Raw genomic sequence first — 19028 nt, 5'->3', positions numbered from 1 at the left:
ATCGATCAAAACGACTGTTTTTTATTTCTCTTTATTTTTCCCCACCCATTCGGGCATCCCGTATGTCAGATGCTCCGCATGGGCGCGCTTCGTCAGGCTCCGCGCGACAAGGTATAAGGTTCGATGCAAGCCACGCCGCCCCCAAAAGTCCTGCCTGATTTCCAAGCCTTGCCTGACGGATCTCCGTCCCTCGGAAACCGTCGGACAAATTTTTATTCACACGCCGGCGAACCTCTCTGATAATATACTTTTGTTCCAGAATACCGCCGCCAAGCAAAATATCTGAAGGATTGAAAATATGTATCAGCGTGATCAATCCATAAACAATTTCATCAATCCAACCGTCAATTTCCGCCCGAATCTCCGGACGTTCGAAAGCTTCAAAAATCTTCCGTCCGTTATCCAGCGATGCATCCACTGCCATAACTCTCCGAACAAGGGCTGTCGTGGAGGCATATTTTTCATAGCACCCGCTGAATTCTACATTTTCCTGAATTGCCTCAGGATGAACGACAATTCCGCCAAAACTCGCCCCTGAAAAGGTATCGCCTCTATATATACTGCCCTCCAAAACAAGGGCCCCGCCGACTCCGGTTCCATAAGTCAGACACAGAAAATTCTCCCTGCCCCGGGCCGCTCCAAAATAAAGCTCCCCAATAGCCGCCGCATTGACATCATTTTCCACGGCAACAGGAACTCCGAATTCATTTTCCAAAACAGCACGAATTTCCATCCCTGTATAATATGGAATATTGTCATTGGCATAATAAATCTTTCCTGCCTGATCATCCACCTGTCCGGCAGTACTAATCCCAATGGCATCAAATGCCCCATAGATATGCAGGATTTCTTTTGCGCGCTCCATCAGATAGCCGCCGCCCCGGCTTGCATTTGTATCCCACTCTTTGAACTCATCAAGCCGATTTCCATCCCAGATACCCGATTTGATCGAAGTTCCTCCAATATCCAGTACTGCAATTCTCATCATTTCACACCCTCATCAATGGCTTTTATAAAACGCTGTGCAATTTCCATCGGACGGGTGATAGCCCCGCCGACAACGATGGCCCACACGCCCGTCTGAAGCGCTTTGACCGCCTGCTCCGGATAATGAATCTTCCCCTCGCCAATCACCGGGATATCCAAATCCGCCGACAACCGGCGCATCAATTCATAATCCGGCTCATCCTTTTTGGACGTATAATCGGTATAACCGCTCATCGTTGTTCCCACAATGTCCACGCCGCATTTCCATGCGTTGACACCTTCCTCATAGTTGGAAATGTCAGCCATCAAAATGATGTCCGGATATTTTTCTTTAATCTGAGCAATAAATTCATTGATGGTTGTACCGTCACCCCGCCTACGGAGAGTACAGTCCAGTGCCACCACATCCGAGCCAACAACCACCAGGTCATCGACTTCTTTCATTGTTGGGGTGATATAGCTGTCATACCCCGGATAATTAATCTTTACAAGCCCTATAACCGGAAGCCCGGTTTCTTTTTTTACAGCCGCAACATCACGGATACTGCTTGTACGAATCGCCGGAGTTCCGGCCCTCTTTGCAGCCCGGGCCATCAGATACATCACCGAATCATCTTCCATATATAAAGGTTCACCCGGGATTGCCTGACATGATACGATCATTTTACCATGGATTGCATCCAGTATCTCCTGCTTTGTCACAATCGCCACACTCCTTTTATTTAATCAAACTCAGAGCCGCCTCGTCTGCCACAACCGTCACATCATTGTGCATCTGCAATATGGAAGCCGGTACGGCGGAAGTTACTGCGCCATAGAGAGAATCTTTTAAAATCTGCGCTTTGTCTTCTCCGCTGACGACAAGCAATATTTTCTTTGCCTGCATAATTGTCTTAATCCCCATCGTATAGGCCTGACGCGGCACATCCTCTGCAGAGGCAAAAAAGCGCTTATTAGCCTCTATGGTGCTTTCCGTCAAATCCACACAGTGGGTCGTCTTCTCAAAAACGGCACCCGGCTCATTAAAACCAATATGTCCGTTATGCCCGAGTCCCAAAAGCTGCATATCAATGCCGCCGACTTTTTCAATCACATGGTTATAACGTTCACATTCCTTATCACTATCCATCTCCATGCCATCAGGAATATTTGTATTCGCCATATCGATGTTGATATCCTTGAAAAAATTTGTGTACATAAAATAATAGTAACTCTGGTCATGGCTTTTCGGGAGTCCTTTATACTCATCCAGATTCACTGTTCTTACCTCAGAAAAATCCAGATCCCCCTTGCGGTACCACTCGATCAACTGTTTGTATACTCCGATCGGCGTTGACCCTGTCGCCAGACCCAATACACAGTTCGGCTTCATGATCACCTGCGCTGAAATAATATTTGCCGCTTTCCGACTCATATCCTGATAATCTTTTGCCCGATAAATACGCATATGCAACTCCCCCTTTTCTGCTATACCGCAGAATTTCAACCAGACATTGATACTTTCTACCCTCATTATACCATAGTGAAAATAATTTTCAACATATATTTAAATTCAAAAAAATATACATTTTTAATTTTTAATCTTTAACATAATTCTGGCTGTGAAGTAACCCTTTGACTGTCTGAACAATGCACTACCGCCGTATTTATGAGCTGAAATATGAATACTTTTCAGGCCCTCACCACCTCCTTTAGTCGATGGAAATGCTTTGTAGCTGACAAATTCGTCGGAAACCCGCGATGTGTCAACGCAGGTATTTTTTACCTGTATCAACAACATCTGCTGTACTACCGACATTTTTATCTCAATCTCCGGATGATTATCTGTTTCCTCACAAGCCTGAATGGCATTTTCAATACAATTTCCCAAAATAACCACCAAGTCTGTCTTATCAATATCCACGTCACCGACTTCTATCCGACTTCGAACATCAATATGCAACCTCTTTGCCTTGTTTATATAGTATTTCAAAACACTGTCAATCATCAGATTTTTAGAATATACTTCCATATCCAACGCATCATATATTGTCTGATTAGCCTCCAGATATTCAGACATTTCTTCATACTTTTCTTCCTTTAAAAGAACACTGATTGTATTCAAATGATGACGCATATCATGCCGGATCCGGCGTGTTTCTTCCATATTCTGAATCAAATTCTGATACCTCATCTGGCTTAATCTATCCTGATGTTTTATTTCCTCCTGCCGTTTCATAATGCGAATCTGCGAGAAGAAAAAATAGTAAACAATCAGATCGCTTACCAATAATCCGGCCATGAAAAGAGACAGGATGCTATTCAAACAGGTTACATTAAATATAAAGGCGCATACGCAAAAAACGCACAAAGCAATGCTGGTAACCACCAGGCCGTTAGAAGCCATATCTTTTTCCATCAAAGGAATCACAGGAATGACTTTCTTTTTTATAAAAAAATAAATTAAAGGAATCGTCACCAAATAAATGCACAACACTCCGATTAAATTCCATACCTGATACGGCCATACCATCTCCCACTGAATCAGTCTGACCTTCAAATAATAAGTGCATATAAAGGCGTTTACTGCAACAACCATCGCCGCATAATGTATGTTCATAACCACAAGAAACGCCTTGATAACTGCATTTAATTTTGTAAAACGTGAATATTCTATAAATACAATGATGACTGCTGCCAACACCACCGTATTGGCAATCATCTGAATCACGCTTACATTCGTCATATCTCTGCAAATAAAATACAAAACTCCGACGAACACAATTCCCATTGTCACATTAATTATTGTGAAACGTTTCCATATGTAAGACATCGGCTTTTTCCAACAGGATTCCGGCACAGAAGCAATAATAAGAAACAAGATTGGAAATGTCTGACTAATATATCCGCAAAACTGTATGATAGCCTCAAACATTGTCATCGACATCACCATCTATCTCTGAAAACAAATAATTCATATATCCCTTTTTAAAATTTTGTATATGATTACGGCTAATGGATACATAAGCCCCGTCTTTCAGATAGCAGGAGTTCTTTTCCACCTTATCAATATCCGCGAAATTTACTATCACTCCCCGACTGGCTTTTGCAAAATATTTTTCGGAAGCCTGTTCTTCAACATCGATAAACAGCATCCGAAACCAATAAGGCTCTTCTCTGCCCCGCTTATAAATAAGAACACCATGCCGATAACTTTCTATCTTTGTAATCTCCTCCTGCTTAAACTGTATCGGATTTTTTCCACTGTAAAGAGTAAACATCGGTGTTTCTTTATCTGACCTGGACAGTATTCGTACCAAAAGTTCCCGCACCTCAGCCTCTGTCAAGGGTTTTACAAGATAATGAACCGCCCGAAGGGAAAAAGCTTCCACCGCAAATTCACGGCTGGCCGTCACAAAAGCAATTTGGGCTAATACATCCATTAACCGTATCTTTTTTGCCAACTCTACCCCATTCATCTCCTGCAAATATATATCCAATATATAGGCATCATACCGTCGTCCATTTTTCAGTTTCTCTAATAAATCGTCCGACCGGGTACAAACCTCCACACAAACCTCCACATTTAATGACTGGCCTTCCGCATACAGATAATTCACAATCTGTTTTGCATCCGCTATATTATCCTCACATAAAATCAACTGCATTTTATTTTTCCTCCAGTCATCTCAAATTACGCACAATTGTATATATTAATTATAACCTATCTAAAATCTGTACGCTTAATTTTCCGTGTCTTTTTTCTGCATTTCAGTCTATCCTGTCAATCTCAATTTCCATTTATGCTGCTCTTATTGGTATTATTGCACAATTTTTTGAGATTCTGATCAAAGAAATTACGTTTGTACATTAAAATTTATTGTGCCGAAATTTCGACGGCGTCACTCCATAAAATTTTTTGAAGTATTTAATATAAGCGCTGACAGAATTGAAGCCGACATTGACGGCAATCTCTGTAATTGTACGGTTTAAAGATTTTAGCATGACTGCGCTCTGCTCCAGCCGATACCTCATTAAATACTGATAAGGAGAACATTGGACATAAGTACGGAAACACCTCTGGCATTCCGTTTGACTGATATTGGCTGCACCGGCAATATCTTTTAATGAAATATCCTTATCATAATTTTGATGGACAAAGGAAATAAGCCTGCGTATCCGCTCATGTCCCAACACCGGCATACTTTTCGGGAATTCCGGAAGAATAGATATCAATTCCAGCCATACTCTTGCTAATTGGATGGATATCCGGTATTCCGAACACTTTACAACCTCCTTTTTAAAATAAAGGCTATCCAATTTCTGAAGGGCTTCCAACGCCTGCCGGCACCTGCCATCCCCGCTTCTCATTGGGAAACAGGTAAAAGACGGATGTTTCACCACCGCCATAACATCCCTCTCCTCCATGATACTTCCTGAGAAAAAAGAGAACATTCTTATCGGGACAATATAACTGTGATAATGACAATCTTCCTTTTCCATAATTTGATGAAGAGCAGCCTGATTGATAAACATGCCATCACCTGCTTTCAGGTCAACCTCATCATCATAAATTCGAAAATGAACAATCCCCTTTAATATATAGACAAACTGAACTTCCTCATGCCAATGAAATACCCGGAATCCTTCATTTTCCGGCCTGCATATCTGCTGCTCCACATCTAAAACCAGAAGCGGAAATTTTGTGGCATCAAAGGGATTATGAGAATAAATCGGCATTGCATTTTCCATAGTGAATTCATATCCTTTCTTCCTCATTTGGTTATTTATTTATAAATTATAGGTAGGATTTAGCTATTATTCAATGTTTTTCTGTCATATGATTCTATTTGTGTATAGTAAAGGAGGAAATCTTGATGATTATTGACGGTAACCCAACAGAAAAAGAGGCTATGAAAGCATTCCACGCCGGACGCCAGGCTGAAGGATTAAAAATTCAGGAGGAATTTGCCTCCGAATTTCGCCGGGAATATAAAGAAAAGGACCATTGTCCCTGCAAAAAAGCCTGCCGTTATCACGGAAACTGCAAAGAATGTGTGGCCATCCATCGGGCCCACGGCGAACATGTTCCAAACTGCATGCGGCCTCTGATCAACCGGAAACTTAAGCTTTTATCTGAGCTCACGGAGCATACTCTTGCTTATGAAATCAAACCGCCAAAAGAGGCGCTTTAAAAAATCCAGCGAAGGCACCGGATATCACCGATGTTTTCGCTGGATTCTTCTATGGTCAATAGCATAAATGTAACTTACTATATTTTATCAGAATAATCGCTTGCATTGACAGATATTTTTTCTACATTGGGAATAGATATCTGTATTTTTTTGATAGAATCGGCGTTCGCTGCAGTTGTTTCCATTTTGGAAATAACTGCTTTTTCCACCAACTCGCCATTATCCGTTTTATAAAACAGGATTTCCCGTGTCTCATAGGGAGTCATCACATATTCTTCGTTCATATCCATTCCCTTTCTATTCCTCATTTTGCCTTTTCACCTTGTTTTTATAAACGTCATATTTTTTCCCACACCATCAACAGTTCGGCCTCGCCGGTATTTTCGTCAATCTGGCTGTCTGTTATCTGAAAACCTTCCCTGATATAAAAACTGACAGCTCTTTCATTCTTTTTGTACACATGTAAAGTTAATCGTTCTTTTATCTGTTTCACATGATTTAAAAGTATTTTTCCGAGTCCCTTAGACTGTTTTCCTTCTTCGACAAAAATTCCGGCAATATAATCATCAATCAAGCCGATAAATGCCGTCACCCGCTGATGCTCTTTGCAGACATAAATTTCTGCCTCCGGCATCATCCGGCGCACAGCTTCCACATTGGATTTCCAATAATCCTCTGAAATAAAGCTATGGGCCCGGATATTTGTCTGAACCCATATTCCCATAATCTGCTCCAAATCATCGGCACAGAATTTTTGCACCAGCGGCCGAATCACCCGGCATGGATTTCCACCGGCCAGCACATAGGAGGGAATATCCTTAGTGACAACGCTTCCACCGGCAATCACCGTGTTATCACCAATGGTCACTCCCGGCATTACTTGTACACCGCCGCCAATCCAAACATTATCTCCGATGCTTATCGGCCGCGCATATTCCAGCCCTCTGTTTCTCTGCTCTGCATCCAACGGATGACCCGCCGTATAAAATCCGCAATCCGGCGCAATAAACACGTTGTCACCAAAACAGACCTTCGCACAATCCAGAATGACACAGTTATGATTCATAAAAAAATTTTCACCAATTTCAATATTATATCCGTAATCACACCAAAAAGGTGACAACACATAAAATGATTTTTTCGTCTTTCCGAATATTTTGCGAATCAACGTTTTTTGGGCCTCAATTTCTGATGGCCGCAATTGGTTAAATTCATAGCACAAATCTTTACATTTTAATCGTTCCTCCATTAAAGACTCATTATAATTGGCATCATAGAGCAGACCTGCCAGCATTTTTTCTTTCTCAGTCATCGCCATATCAAATAAAATACTCCGGATTCATAAAAGGAACTACGAGTTCGCACACTTCATCCGCTGAATTCAATCCCCAGAAACCGGTATAAAAGCCATCGCCCAATCCGCTGGCAAACATTGAAAAAATGTGCTCTGTTCCCGGAATCCTCCATGTTATAAAATCGCCGCCCTCGCGCTGTACCTCCGGATGCTGCTCATAGCTTTGAGCGAAAATCTCCGCAAAATAATCGTCATATAAATTTCCTCCCGGATGCTCCTGCTGCCATTTTGATTGAAAAGCATCAAATTCCTTCGCCACTATCCCATCACAAAAACAAGCTAACCCCGCATCCACTCCAAAGCCGGTCAAAACCCCCGGCGTATTATAATCTTTAACCGTTTTTCCCTTCGGCATGGTGATTTCATAGCGGGCTGGAGTTTCCTCTCTCACCTTCAGCCTGGCCGCTGCGATCCGCACTCCGGCAATCGGCGAATAACAAATGGACAGTTCCACCGGATATTCTCCGACAGGAATCTGCCGATTCAGCAAATCCGTATATCTGTCATTTCCCAGATAGACCAGTGGATCCGCAATCACAATCTCTCCCGTTGGAAAGGTTGTCTTTCCAATCTGAATAACTTCTATTAATTCCCTGTTTGTAAAAAGATTCTGAACTGTTTCCTTCTCCAATGTATCTTTCCGAAGAAATGAGAGATTCTTCTCAAAGGCCAGTTGGATCGGCGGTTTTGTTTCAACTGTTTTAGGTTCATTTGTTTTAGATTCTACCGTTTTTTTCTCTTCGGCCTCCGAAGATTTCTTTTTATTTTTCTTAAAAAAATCAAACATTTTCAATCAACGCCTCCACCTTGGACAACGGCAGCTGGGTCTTCTTTGCCGTCTGCTCCGCCGTCATTCCCTGTTTTAAAAATCTGCGGGCAACATATTCCATCTCTTCTCCGACTTCGATCACATGCCTGTCCGGGTCGTAAAGCCGGATAACTCTCTGCCCCCAGTCATGCTCCTTGCATCGGTTCAAATATTCTATATCAAATGTACTGTTGTCCAGCCTTTCCAGAAAAGCATCGATATGATTTTCCTCAAAATATAGTTCCGCATCATTGCCGCCCCTGATAACTTTTTTATCGATAAATGTCTCCCAAAGTTTCCTTTGCTGAAGGGCAAGCCCCTCCGTGAGAACCACATTTTCGCCAAAATCCGCGACAACCTCCAGGCCGAAAAGCTCCTTATAAAACTTTTTTGATATCTCAATATCTTCAACAACAATTAAAATATTTTTAAGATGCATACAGCCACCCTCCGTATCTTCTGATTTCTTTTATTATATCATTTACGCCCTGAACTGTCATTTCAAACTTTCGAAACCATATTCGCCATACCACTGAAAAAGCGGCTAACCCACTCCGGATTAACCGCTTTTAAATAATTCAATATTTAAAATTATTTCTGCACAATATTGACAATCTTGCCCGGTACATAAATTTCTTTGACAATTGTGCCGTTCAGGCGATCGCCGAGAACTTCTTTGGCTTTGGCAATCACTGCGTCTTTCGCTTCATCGGCGGAAATGCTCATGACAGCCTTTGTCTTTCCGTTAATCTGAACCGGAATTTCCACTTCATCATCTTTCATGGCTTCCTCATCAGCGGACGGCCATGTGTTTTTAAATACAGAAGTGTCATGCCCGAGCTGTTCCCACAGTTCCTCCGCAACATGTGGGGCAAACGGAGCAATCAGGATGACAGCCATTTCCAGTGTCTCCTTATCAACGCCGCCCTTCTTTGTCATTTCTATCAACTTATTGTTATATTCCATAAAACCGGAAATAACAGTGTTCAGGCTGAAGGATTCCAGACGGCTTGTAATATCATAAACCATCTTATGACGGAGCTTGACAAGTTCCTTCGTTTCTTTCACATTCTTATCCTTATTCTGAAGAACCATATTCCAGAAACGGTTAAGGAAACGATATACACCGTCGATACCACGGTCATCCCATTCGGAATCCAGTTCCGGCGGACCAACAAACAGCTCGTACATTCTCAGAGAATCGCAGCCATAGTCGCGCACCAGATCATCCGGCGAAATAACATTTCCTTTGGATTTACTCATTTTGATACCGTTTTTACCGGTGATCATGCCCTGATTGAACAGTTTATGGAACGGTTCATCAAAGTCGATCACGCCGATATCATAGAGGAATTTTGTATAGAAACGGGAGTAGAGCAAATGAAGTACCGCATGTTCCACACCGCCGATATACATATCTACCGGTAAATATTTATCTGCTTTTTCTCTGGATACAAGTTCCTCATTATTATGAGAATCCACATAACGCAGGAAATACCAGGAAGAACCGGCCCACTGAGGCATTGTATTGGTTTCTCTCTTCGCCGGTGCGCCGCAGACAGGGCAGGTCGTATTCACCCAGGATTCAATGGCCGCCAATGGAGACTCGCCGGTGCCTGTCGGCTGATAGGATTCAACCTCCGGCAGCAATAACGGAAGTTCTTCCTCCGGCACAGGAACACAGCCGCACTTCGGACAATGCACGATCGGAATCGGTTCACCCCAATAACGCTGACGGCTGAATACCCAGTCACGCAGCTTATAATTCACTGTCTTGCGTCCAAAACCTTTTTCTTCAATAATCATCGGAGCTTCTTTTTTGAGCACTGCAGATTCCATGCCGTTCCATTCGCCGGAATTGATCATCGTTCCCGCTGCTTCCGTATAAGCTTCCGTCATATTTTCAATTTCTTTGCCGTCTTTTGCGATGACCTGAATGATCGGAATATTGAATTTTGTAGCAAATTCAAAGTCTCGATCATCATGGGCCGGTACACACATGATTGCCCCTGTACCATAATCCGCCAATACATAATCAGAAATCCAGATCGGCGTCTTTGCGCCATTCAGCGGATTAACCGCATAGCTGCCGGTAAATACACCGGTCTTCTCTTTATCCTGAAGACGGTCCACATTTGACTTCATAGAAGCCTCATAAATATATTTATCCACAGCTTCCTTGTTTTCAGGTGTAGCCAGAGATGCGGCCAAAGCATGTTCCGGCGCTAATACCATAAAGGTTGCGCCGTAAAGTGTATCCGGACGGGTCGTATAAACCGTAATCTTCTCATCTCTTCCGTCAACCGGGAAATCGACTTCCGCACCGTAGGATTTGCCGATCCAGTCCGTCTGCATTTTTTTAACCTTTTCCGGCCAATCCAGTTTATTCAAATCCTCCAGCAGACGGTCCGCATATTTTGTAATACGCAGCATCCACTGTTTCAGATTCTTCTTTGTGACAGGGGAACCGCAGCGCTCGCAGTTTCCGTTGACAACCTCTTCATTGGCCAGGCCTGTCTTACAGGAAGGACACCAGTTGATCGGCATCTCCTTTTCATAGGCCAGACCTTCTTTAAACATTTTTACAAAAATCCACTGAGTCCATTTATAAAAATTCGGATCCGTTGTATTAACTTCCATATCCCAGTCATAAATCGCTGCGATTTCATTAATCTGGCGTTTAATATTTGCCACATTCTCCGCCGTAGACTTTGCCGGATGAATCCCCATCTTAATCGCATAATTTTCCGCCGGAAGACCAAAAGCATCCCATCCCATCGGATGAATCAGATAGTAGCCCTGAAGCATTTTATAACGGCTCCATACATCAGAAATAACATAGCCTCTCCAATGACCGACATGCAGACCATTCCCTGACGGATATGGAAACATGTCCAGGCAATAATATTTCGGTTTTTTACCATCATTGACGTTGATTGGATTTTTCTCCCAGTTCTGACGCCATTTTTTTTCAATCTCCTTATGATTATAAGGCGTTGCCATAATTAAACATCCTCTCTGTATCTCATTTAAACTAACCTTTATTGTACCAACATTCCGCCTAAAATTCAACGCTTTTGTTTGAATTTAAGCATTTTTCATCGACTTCAATATCGTACCTATCTTCGGCGTCGTGCCATAAAGAAGCACGCCGACGCGATAAATTTTTGCCGAAAAAATGCCGATGCCGAAGGCTGAAATAATTAAAATGGCGATAGAGAGAATAATCTCATACATCGGCACCGTGCTCATGGCAATCCGTGTAAACATCGCCATCGGAGAAGTAAACGGCACAAAAGAACAAATTTTCATAGCCATATTATCTATGTTGCCGCTGGACATGGAAAACACCACGACAACAAAGGCCGCAATAAATAAAAATGTCAAAGGCATGACGGAAGTATTGATGTCTTCCACCTTGGATGCCGTCGAACCGATGGCCCCAAACAAAAAGGCATAGATAAAAAAGCCCAACACAAAGAAAATAAGCATATAGATCAGAAGGCCCAGAGGAACATTAAAGATGGATTTTATAAGCTCATTGCCGCCCCAATAACCTGCATTTATATTATAAAAGAATGCAGAAGCTCCAAAAACAAGAACAAGCTGGGTCAGCCCGGCCAGTCCCGACCCGATCACCTTTCCAAACATCATGCTCGACGGTTTCGCGCTGGTAATGAGCAGTTCCATAGCCCTGGAGCTTTTTTCCGTAGCAACATTTGTGGCCACCATCTGGCCGTAAAGCAAAATCACCATATATAATGCAAAAATCATGATATATGTATAGAAGAAATTCTGCATCTGGTCTTTTCCCAGATTTTGAATCTCATGCTCAATCTGCACATTTAAAATCGTTCCGGCCTCCATCGGATCAATACCCTTTTCAATCATCGCACTCATTCGATAAATGTTCTGAAAAAGCTCATCGGCTGTTGCCGTATTACCATCATACATCGAAAGGTTATTCACATAATAAGTATAGGATACAGGCCCCGTAATAACAAATGCGCACTCCGCCTCGCCGGACAGTATCTGTTCTTTAATCACGTCCACACCCTCCGTTGTCGCCTGAACATCATAATTCTCAAAGGCCGCCGAAAAAACCTGTCCCAACACTTCGGCCTCTTCCTCTGTGTCCGCCGTTACCAGCATCACCTTTTTATCTTCCTCTCCGACCGGTTCCGATCCCCTTTCAAAAAGCCCGGATATTCTCGGGAAAAACATAACAATGCCAATGGCCAACACAAGAAAAATAGTAATGCCCACAAAAATTTTATTTTTAAAATAATGCTGCAGTTCAAATTTCAATATGATAAAAAACTGATTCATGATTTTGTCCTTTCTTAATTTATTGTCCTGCATATCGGACAAAAATATCATTCAATGATGGTTCATACAGCCTTATTTCATCCACATCATAATTTTCAACAAGCTGACGCATCACCTTCTGCTTCTCTTCCGGAGTTTTTAACCTTATAATAAGTTCTCCCCCGTCACTTTCCATACAGGTCTCCCCAAAATCTCTTTGAATCGCTTCTCTTTGATCGGAACGCACCGCCAGACTGTCCCGCCCGTGGTTTTTCTTTATTTCACTTAGATTTCCCTGCAAAACGATTTCTCCATGATTCAAAATGGCGATATAATCACAGAATTCTTCAATATAATTCATCTGATGGCTGGAAAACAGAACAATCTTCCCCTTCGCAATCTCTTCCTTGACAACATTTTTCAGAAGCATTGCGTTCACCGGGTCCAGCCCGGAAAAGGGCTCATCCAAGATCACTATCTGAGGATCATGGGCCAGGGCGGTGATCAACTGGATTTTCTGCTGATTTCCCTTTGAAAGTGTATCCAGCCGTTTATTCCGATATTCGGCCATTCCAAGATGCTCCAACCAGTAATCCACCGCTTTCACGGCCTCTTTTTTGCCCATTCCTTTCAGCATGGCAAAATAAATCAGCTGGTCGAAAATCTTCTTTTTCGGATATAAGCCTCTTTCTTCCGGCAAATACCCGATTTTCACCTTTTCATAATTTATCGGTTCATTATCAAGCAGTATTTCCCCGCTGTCCGCCGGAAATACATCCATCAAAATGCGGATTGTCGTCGTTTTTCCGGCGCCGTTGCGGCCAAGCAGCCCAAAGGCTTTGCCTCCGGCGGCACGAAAAGATATCCCCTTCAAAACTCTTTTCTCGCCAAAACTTTTTTGAATTTCATGTATTGAAAGTTCCATTTATTTCTCCTTTAATATATTGATAAAGCAGCCAGCCCTGTAAAAGACTGACTGCTTTCGATACAACATTCACCTTCAATATTAAGTGCTTATTCTGCTTTTTCGTTATCCGCAATAACCTTCTCCTGAACATCGCTTGGCGCCTGCTCATATCTGCTGAAGGAATAAGCGTAGCTTCCGCGTCCGCCGGTCATAGAACGGAGGTTTGTGGAATAACCATAAAGTTCGGACAACGGAATATCTGCAATGATTTCTGTCTTTCCGCCTTCCGTTGGATTCATACCAAGTACACGGCCGCGTTTTTTATTCAGATCGCCCATGATATCACCGGTATAGCTGTCCGGAACAATGACACTCAGAGAAACGATCGGCTCAAGGATCACAGGATTTGCCTGCATAAATGCACTCTTGAAAGCCTGACGCGCTGCGGTCTTAAACGCCATTTCGGAAGAGTCTACCGGATGATAGGAACCATCAAACAATGTTGCTTTCACGCCGACAACCGGATATCCGGCCATAGGTCCTTTAAGAACGGAGTCCTGAATACCTTTTTCAACTGCCGGGAAGTAGTTCTTCGGTACGGCACCGCCGACAACTCGTTCTTCAAATACATAAGGTGTTTCCAGATCGCCGGATGGTTCAAATTCCATAGCGACATCGCCATACTGTCCATGTCCGCCGGACTGTTTTTTATATTTTTCGCGAACGGAAACTTTCTTGCGAATGGTTTCACGATATGGAACTCTCGGTTTGGAGAGATTGATTTTTACTTTATATTTTGCTTCCAGCTTGCTGACAACAACATCCAAATGCTGATCGCCCATACCATAAAGGAGCGACTGACGGTTTTCTTTATCATTGAAAGCTCTCAGGGTCAAATCCTCTTCCATCATCTTCTGAAGAGCCTGGGATACTTTATCTTCATCCCCTTTATTTTCAGCTTCATAACGCTTATATGTATATGGAGATTCAACCTCAAATTTATCAAATACCAGCGGGTCTGCCTTTAAGGAAAGGGTATCGCCCGTGGCTGTATTGGATAATTTGGCGATCGCACCGATATCGCCGGCCTTCAATTCCGGCATTTCAATGGCTTCTTTTCCTCTCAAAATATAAATTCTGGAGAGTTTCTCTTCCGTCTCTTTCTCATAATTATAAATCACAGAATCCGACTTTAATTCGCCGGAGCATACTTTGATCAAAGAATAACGGCCGATGAACGGGTCAACGATCGTCTTAAATACATAAGCGGAAAATGGACGACGGGAATCATAATCCACATTGTATTCTTTATCTGTCCGAGGGTCTTTACCAAAAATCTTAATATGATCACGAATCGGTGAAGGAAGAAATTCCACACATGTTTCAATCAGGCCTTCAATACCGTAGGCCATCGTGCCGGAACCGCACTGTACCGGAACAACCGAACCTTCATTGACATTTACACGGAGAGCATCAATGATCTCATCCACGGTAAATTCATCACCGTCAAAATAGCGCTCCATATATTCTTCGCTTGTTTCAGCAACCGCTTCCATCAACGCTTCACGACATGGCTCCAGATCATCCTGTACATCTTCCGGAACATCTCTTTCTTCCCATTTACCATCGCCGATAAAACGGCGGCCCTTTAAGGTAACTACATTGACAACGCCGGTAAACTTATGGTCTTCACGAATCGGCAGATGGAACGGTGCAATACGTTTGCCATAGAGTTCACGAAGCTGTTCAACAACCTTCATGTAATCTGCATGCTCATCATCCATGTTTGTTACAAAGAAAACTCTCGGAATACCATACTTTTCACAGTAATCCCAGGCTTTTTCCGTACCTGCCTCAACGCCCGCTTTACCATTGATCACAATAATAGCGCCGTCAGCCGCAGCCAGAGCTTCATCCACTTCACCGGCAAAATCCAGATATCCCGGTGTATCCAGAAGATTAATTTTCCAGAATTTCCACTCAATCGGAATAACGGATGTGCTGATTGAGAATTTACGACGGATTTCTTCTTTATCATAATCGCTGATGGTATTTCCATCCTCAATGCGTCCCTGACGTGTTGTAACTCCTGTAACATGCGCCATCGCTTCTACAAGAGATGTTTTTCCACAGCCGCCATGGCCTAAAATTGCGACGTTACGTATGTCCTGTGTTTTGTAAACCTTCATGTCTTATTCCTCCAATTACGTTTTTACTCGCCCGCATGGGTATGGATATATTTTACTAAAAAATCTTTCCATCTTCAAGAGTTTTATAGAAAATATACAAGTTTTTCCTGTTTTTTCTCAATTTTCTTCGGAAAAAGAAGGCTTTGAAAAAAAGCTTGATTTTTTTTTTCAACAATGCTATTATTAGGACTAACGAAAAAGCTATGATGGGAACCAGTAAGGATTCTTTTGTTTATACAGAAAGTTACCGGCTGATGAGAGGTGCATAAAACAGATTCCCGAATACATCCCTGAGCTGCAGGCTGAACTCTTTGACAGTAGGCTGTGCCGGTTGCAACCGTTATATTGCCGGAGTATAATCAATCGGATTGACGTACTCTATAAGATTTGTACAGTGATGTGCAGGTGAATAAAGGTGGTACCACGGAAGATTTCGCTTTCGTCCTTTACAGCAGGGACGAAAGCTTTTTTTTCGCGAAGGCACGAGCCAAGCGGAAATATTTGCGGAAATGTCCCACATTCATAATAAGACAAAAGTTTCAGGAGGACACAGCAATGAATAAACAAACTATAGGATTTATCGGATTGGGCTTAATCGGCGGTTCCATTGCCAAAGCTCTGCGTGCTAAGCACCCGGAGATTACTCTGATCGCATATAACCGCAGCAAGGACAGCCTGATCGAAGCTATGGCTGATGGAACCATCAATCATGCCATGGACACCATCGGTCCGGGATTTTCCGAATGCGATATTATCTTTTTATGCGCGCCGGTCAGCGTGAACATACGCTGTCTGGAACAATTAAAGCCTATTATTAAACCCGGCTGCATTTTAACCGATGTCGGCAGTGTCAAAACAACGATTCACGAAGCCGTCACCCGTCTCGGCATGGCTGAGCATTTTATCGGCGGCCACCCAATGGCGGGTTCCGAAAAAACAAAATACAGCAGCGCTAAAATCCATTTACTCGAAAATGCCTACTATATTTTAACGCCCGGCGAAGGAACAACAGATGAAATGCTCGAAAAAATGGTTCAGATCGCAAAGGATATTCACGCAATTCCCGTAACCCTGGATTATCATGAGCATGACCGTGTCACCGCTGCCATTTCTCATCTGCCCCACATTATTGCCTACACACTGGTAAATCTGGTTAAAGATTCGGACAACCCGGATGGGATGATGCGGATGCTGGCCGCCGGAGGTTTTAAGGATATCACTCGAATCGCCTCTTCATCGCCGGAAATGTGGCAGCAGATCTGTGCTGAAAATCAGACTCAGATTTTAAATATACTTCATCTTTATATTAAACGAATGAATGAAATCGGCGAAGCCATCCAAAGCAATGATGAGCAAAAGCTTTTAAAAACCTTTGCTTCAGCGAAAGAATACAGAGATGATATTCCTCAAAGCCATGCAAAAAGCCTTCTGCCTCCATCTTACGAAATGTTTGTGGATTTAGTCGACGAATCCGGCGCCATTGCTACGATTGCTACCATTCTTGCAACAAACGGCATCAGTATCCGAAATATAGGCATTGTCCATAACCGTGAATTTCAGGAAGGCGTGCTTCACATTGAATTTTATGACGGAGAGTCCGCCGAAAAGGCCACTGAACTCTTAAATCGTTTCCATTATGTCATTCATCTTCGCAAATAGATGACCATTTAATTACATATACACAGGAGAGATGTTTCAATGAAAATAAAACGAATCAAAGGATTAAAGGGAAGGGTTTCCATCCCGGGAGATAAATCCATTTCCCACCGCAGCGTCATGCTCGGTTCGATCGCAGAGGGAACAACGGAAGTCCATAATTTTCTTCAGGGGGCCGACTGCCTCTCTTCCATCGCCTGCTTCCGTCAGATGGGCATTGATATCGAGAACAACGGTGATATCGTCCGCATCCACGGACGGGGCCTTCATGGCTTAAAACGCCCGGAAAGCACCCTGGATACCGGGAACAGCGGAACAACCACCCGATTGATGTCCGGTATCCTTGCCGGACAAAATTTTGACTGTGTCATTAATGGAGATGCTTCCATCCAATCCCGCCCGATGCGGCGGATCATGACACCGCTGTCTCTGATGGGCGCTTCGATTGAAAGTCTTCGCGGCAATGACTGCGCGCCTCTGAAAATCACAGGGCAAAAGCTTCACGGGATTCATTATGATTCACCGGTCTCATCCGCCCAGGTCAAATCCGCCATTCTTTTGGCCGGCCTCTATGCCGACGGCGAAACAAGTGTCACTGAACCGGTGCTTTCTCGAAACCATACGGAATTAATGCTCGGCGCCTGCGGCGGCGATATCCGCTCGGAAGGAACAACTGCCACTCTCCGCCCGGTCAACCGGTTGGAGGCCCAGAAAATTATTGTTCCCGGAGACATTTCTTCCGCTGCCTACTTTATGGCTGCCGGACTTATTGTACCCGGTTCAGAAATTTGTATCGAAAATGTGGGGATCAATCCGACCCGCGACGGCATGGTGAAAGTCTGCCGGGCCATGGGCGGAAATATTTCTCTTGAAAATATCCATGATGTCTGCGGAGAACCGGTGGCCGACATTGTCGTTCGCAATTCTGCCCTCCATGGGACAATTGTAGAAGGAGCCATCATACCGTCCCTTATCGATGAACTTCCGATCATCGCCGTCATGGCAGCTTTCGCCGAAGGGCAGACCATTATCCGCGATGCTGCCGAACTGAAGGTTAAAGAATCGGACCGCATCGCTGTCATGGCTGAAAATCTCAGCGCCATGGGTGTAGATATCACTCCAACCGAAGACGGCATGATCATCAATGGCGGAAAAATGCCCCATGGAGCAGTCATTCAAAGCCACCTCGATCACCGCATTGCCATGTCCTTTGCAGTGGCCGCCCTGGCCAGCGACGGTGAAACAAAAATTATTGGCAGCGACTGTGTAAACATTTCCTATCCGACATTTTATCAGGATTTACTCAGATTAGCCGACTAAATAAAAAGTATTCTCCGGGGATGCCTTAAAACGACACTCCCGGAGAATACTTTTTTACTCATTTATCTTTTCTAATTCCTCTTTTGTAAGCTTTGTGACGCGCAGTATGAGCTCATCCGAAAGACCTTCTTTGCGCATATTGGCAATCAATTCCTGTTTTGCTTGTTTACGGCCCTCGTTTCTGCCTTCGATTCTGCCTTCGATTCTGCCTTCTTCCCGGTCATAATAGCGTTCTTCCCATGCCTGCATATAACGCACACCCACTTTCTCGCTGGCCTTCACCTTACACACACGCTGATGGAGCCTGTGAATCCGTACACTATGT

17 protein-coding genes, 1 pseudogene and 1 other annotated feature are annotated in these 19028 nt (G+C 43.4%); of the genes and pseudogenes, 3 read left to right on the top strand and 15 right to left on the bottom strand.

The features are described from left to right. Positions 1-31: 31 nt before the first annotated feature. The 6 genes from ACMN7X_RS01705 to ACMN7X_RS01680 form a co-directional block, all read right to left on the bottom strand. Positions 32-985, bottom strand: a complete 954-nt coding sequence (locus tag ACMN7X_RS01705; RefSeq protein WP_418745860.1) for an ROK family protein — start codon at positions 983-985, stop codon at positions 32-34. Further along, entirely contained in the window at positions 985-1689 is a 705-nt protein-coding gene (locus ACMN7X_RS01700; protein WP_418745775.1) for an N-acetylmannosamine-6-phosphate 2-epimerase, read from the bottom strand. The genes ACMN7X_RS01705 and ACMN7X_RS01700 overlap by 1 nt, the downstream gene beginning before the upstream one ends. 16 nt (positions 1690-1705) lie before the next feature. Further along, positions 1706-2434: a glucosamine-6-phosphate deaminase gene (nagB, locus tag ACMN7X_RS01695; RefSeq protein ID WP_418745774.1), complete on the bottom strand. Its 729-nt coding sequence runs from the start codon at positions 2432-2434 to the stop codon at positions 1706-1708. Between the two features lie 123 nt (positions 2435-2557). Continuing rightward, positions 2558-3913 (bottom strand): sensor histidine kinase, encoded by a 1356-nt coding sequence (locus ACMN7X_RS01690; RefSeq protein WP_418745773.1) that lies wholly within the window; start codon positions 3911-3913, stop codon positions 2558-2560. Continuing rightward, on the bottom strand, positions 3894-4634 hold the full coding sequence (locus ACMN7X_RS01685; protein WP_418745772.1) for a LytR/AlgR family response regulator transcription factor: 741 nt from the start codon (positions 4632-4634) through the stop codon (positions 3894-3896). The genes ACMN7X_RS01690 and ACMN7X_RS01685 overlap by 20 nt, the downstream gene beginning before the upstream one ends. A gap of 202 nt (positions 4635-4836) precedes the next feature. Next, positions 4837-5718: an AraC family transcriptional regulator gene (locus tag ACMN7X_RS01680; protein ID WP_418745771.1), complete on the bottom strand. Its 882-nt coding sequence runs from the start codon at positions 5716-5718 to the stop codon at positions 4837-4839. A gap of 125 nt (positions 5719-5843) precedes the next feature. Here ACMN7X_RS01680 and ACMN7X_RS01675 point away from each other — a divergent pair, with 125 nt between their 5' ends. Beyond that, positions 5844-6161, top strand: coding sequence for an LPS biosynthesis protein (locus ACMN7X_RS01675; RefSeq protein WP_418745770.1), 318 nt, complete (start codon positions 5844-5846; stop codon positions 6159-6161). Between the two features lie 77 nt (positions 6162-6238). Here the strand turns inward: ACMN7X_RS01675 and ACMN7X_RS01670 are convergent, their stop codons facing one another. From ACMN7X_RS01670 to fusA, 8 genes are all read right to left on the bottom strand, one after another. Then, the gene (locus tag ACMN7X_RS01670) at positions 6239-6469 is read right to left on the bottom strand and encodes a hypothetical protein (RefSeq protein WP_418745769.1); all 231 of its coding nucleotides are present in this window, start codon (positions 6467-6469) and stop codon (positions 6239-6241) included. A 29-nt stretch (positions 6470-6498) separates the two neighbouring features. Next, positions 6499-7479 (bottom strand): GNAT family N-acetyltransferase, encoded by a 981-nt coding sequence (locus ACMN7X_RS01665; protein ID WP_418745768.1) that lies wholly within the window; start codon positions 7477-7479, stop codon positions 6499-6501. A 1-nt stretch (position 7480) separates the two neighbouring features. Beyond that, a complete protein-coding gene (locus ACMN7X_RS01660) occupies positions 7481-8302 on the bottom strand; it encodes a DUF4241 domain-containing protein (protein ID WP_418745767.1) in 822 nt (273 codons plus the stop codon). Continuing rightward, positions 8295-8762, bottom strand: a complete 468-nt coding sequence (locus ACMN7X_RS01655; protein WP_418745766.1) for a VOC family protein — start codon at positions 8760-8762, stop codon at positions 8295-8297. Before ACMN7X_RS01655 ends, ACMN7X_RS01660 begins: the two co-directional genes overlap by 8 nt. 152 nt (positions 8763-8914) lie before the next feature. Then, positions 8915-11326: a leucine--tRNA ligase gene (gene leuS / locus ACMN7X_RS01650; RefSeq protein ID WP_418745765.1), complete on the bottom strand. Its 2412-nt coding sequence runs from the start codon at positions 11324-11326 to the stop codon at positions 8915-8917. Positions 11327-11410: 84 nt separating this feature from the next. Continuing rightward, positions 11411-12652 (bottom strand): ABC transporter permease, encoded by a 1242-nt coding sequence (locus ACMN7X_RS01645; RefSeq protein ID WP_418745764.1) that lies wholly within the window; start codon positions 12650-12652, stop codon positions 11411-11413. 19 nt (positions 12653-12671) lie between these two features. Further along, positions 12672-13556 (bottom strand): ABC transporter ATP-binding protein, encoded by an 885-nt coding sequence (locus tag ACMN7X_RS01640; protein ID WP_418745763.1) that lies wholly within the window; start codon positions 13554-13556, stop codon positions 12672-12674. Positions 13557-13645: 89 nt separating this feature from the next. Then, the gene (gene fusA / locus ACMN7X_RS01635; RefSeq protein WP_418745762.1) at positions 13646-15727 is read right to left on the bottom strand and encodes an elongation factor G; all 2082 of its coding nucleotides are present in this window, start codon (positions 15725-15727) and stop codon (positions 13646-13648) included. 194 nt (positions 15728-15921) lie between these two features. After that, positions 15922-16177: a binding site (T-box leader), on the top strand. Between fusA and ACMN7X_RS01630 the strand changes: the two genes are divergently transcribed. Beyond that, positions 16133-17386, top strand: coding sequence for a prephenate dehydrogenase (locus ACMN7X_RS01630; protein WP_418745761.1), 1254 nt, complete (start codon positions 16133-16135; stop codon positions 17384-17386). Its footprint overlaps the feature before it by 45 nt. A 39-nt stretch (positions 17387-17425) precedes the next feature. Continuing rightward, a complete protein-coding gene (gene aroA, locus ACMN7X_RS01625) occupies positions 17426-18703 on the top strand; it encodes a 3-phosphoshikimate 1-carboxyvinyltransferase (RefSeq protein WP_418745760.1) in 1278 nt (425 codons plus the stop codon). Positions 18704-18757: 54 nt separating this feature from the next. Here aroA and ACMN7X_RS01620 read toward each other — a convergent pair. Further along, positions 18758-19028, bottom strand: a pseudogene (locus ACMN7X_RS01620) (hypothetical protein); the annotation flags it as partial.

Origin of the sequence: Frisingicoccus sp. (assembly GCF_048388605.1) — a bacterium.
GTDB lineage: Bacteria > Bacillota > Clostridia > Lachnospirales > Lachnospiraceae > Frisingicoccus.
The sequence above is the reverse complement of the archived record's forward strand: the minus strand, read 5'-3'. Positions and strand labels throughout refer to the sequence as shown.

Excerpts from the sequence above, each read along its gene's own strand:
- ACMN7X_RS01655 (WP_418745766.1), bottom strand. The coding sequence starts at position 8,762 with ATGCATCTTAAAAATATTTTAATTGTTGTTGAAGATATTGAGATATCA.
- ACMN7X_RS01705 (WP_418745860.1), bottom strand. The coding sequence starts at position 985 with ATGAGAATTGCAGTACTGGATATTGGAGGAACTTCGATCAAATCGGGT.
- aroA (WP_418745760.1), top strand. The coding sequence starts at position 17,426 with ATGAAAATAAAACGAATCAAAGGATTAAAGGGAAGGGTTTCCATCCCG.
- ACMN7X_RS01680 (WP_418745771.1), bottom strand. The coding sequence starts at position 5,718 with ATGGAAAATGCAATGCCGATTTATTCTCATAATCCCTTTGATGCCACA.
- ACMN7X_RS01685 (WP_418745772.1), bottom strand. The coding sequence starts at position 4,634 with ATGCAGTTGATTTTATGTGAGGATAATATAGCGGATGCAAAACAGATT.
- ACMN7X_RS01675 (WP_418745770.1), top strand. The coding sequence starts at position 5,844 with ATGATTATTGACGGTAACCCAACAGAAAAAGAGGCTATGAAAGCATTC.
- ACMN7X_RS01665 (WP_418745768.1), bottom strand. The coding sequence starts at position 7,479 with ATGGCGATGACTGAGAAAGAAAAAATGCTGGCAGGTCTGCTCTATGAT.
- ACMN7X_RS01640 (WP_418745763.1), bottom strand. The coding sequence starts at position 13,556 with ATGGAACTTTCAATACATGAAATTCAAAAAAGTTTTGGCGAGAAAAGA.
- ACMN7X_RS01660 (WP_418745767.1), bottom strand. The coding sequence starts at position 8,302 with ATGTTTGATTTTTTTAAGAAAAATAAAAAGAAATCTTCGGAGGCCGAA.
- ACMN7X_RS01645 (WP_418745764.1), bottom strand. The coding sequence starts at position 12,652 with ATGAATCAGTTTTTTATCATATTGAAATTTGAACTGCAGCATTATTTT.
- ACMN7X_RS01690 (WP_418745773.1), bottom strand. The coding sequence starts at position 3,913 with ATGTCGATGACAATGTTTGAGGCTATCATACAGTTTTGCGGATATATT.
- nagB (WP_418745774.1), bottom strand. The coding sequence starts at position 2,434 with ATGCGTATTTATCGGGCAAAAGATTATCAGGATATGAGTCGGAAAGCG.
- fusA (WP_418745762.1), bottom strand. The coding sequence starts at position 15,727 with ATGAAGGTTTACAAAACACAGGACATACGTAACGTCGCAATTTTAGGC.
- leuS (WP_418745765.1), bottom strand. The coding sequence starts at position 11,326 with ATGGCAACGCCTTATAATCATAAGGAGATTGAAAAAAAATGGCGTCAG.
- ACMN7X_RS01670 (WP_418745769.1), bottom strand. The coding sequence starts at position 6,469 with ATGAGGAATAGAAAGGGAATGGATATGAACGAAGAATATGTGATGACT.